Below are 737 nucleotides of genomic sequence, written 5' to 3'. Positions count from 1 at the left end.
GACGAAGCGACTCCCTACCGATGGGGCAGCCTGGGTGGATGGGCAGGTGGCGTGGTCGATCGGGTCCTGCTCGCTGGGCCAGATTGAGCGCACCGTTGCCGCGGCGATGGAGGCCTTCGACCCCGAGCAGGCTGAACGTGACCAGCAGGCCGCCCTCGAGGGCCGGCGGGTGAACATCCACCTGGGTGATCTCGCCACGGCCGCTGACCCCAGCACGGGCGCTGTGGTCGGTTTCGATGGCGGGCTGGATGTGGCCGACGCGCTCGATTTGGAAGCAGCCGTGACAGCCCGCGCCGCCGCATTGAAGACCCTCATGCCGGATGCGAGTGAGGACGTGCGCCGCTCGATCGCGTTGGGTGACCTCGCCCGCGGGAAGGCCACGATGTTGCCTGCGCCCGGTGACGGCGCACATGACGGCGCGGCCCCACTGGACGGCACCGGGGCTGCGGAGGACGCCACCTGCGGATGCACCACCGGGGCTGGTGCCCCTATCGGCCCGGCCGGCATGACCGACGATGACCCGGCCGCCACCGACACCACCAGTCCGCAGACCACGGGGCGCACGGTGATGCTGTACCTACACCTACGGGCCGACTCCCTCAACCAGCACGCCCTCAACCAGCACGCCCTCGATCAACACGCCTTCGACGAGCACAGCGGTGCGGGTGTGTTCGGGGCCGGGGTGGTGGGCCGGTGTGAGAACACGCGTTCGCCGGTCACGGTCGAGCAGGTGCGTT

1 protein-coding gene is annotated in these 737 nt (G+C 70.1%); it reads left to right on the top strand.

Features of this window, described 5'->3' with window-relative positions:
* Positions 1-46: 46 nt before the first annotated feature.
* A partial coding sequence (locus tag FV560_RS19960) for a hypothetical protein (RefSeq protein WP_235020256.1) occupies positions 47-737 on the top strand: 691 nt, incomplete at its 3' end.

The sequence above is a fragment of the Ruania rhizosphaerae genome, assembly GCF_009805705.1.
GTDB classification, from domain to species: Bacteria; Actinomycetota; Actinomycetes; order Actinomycetales; family Beutenbergiaceae; genus Ruania; species Ruania rhizosphaerae.
This window is presented reverse-complemented; position numbering and strand designations above follow the sequence as displayed.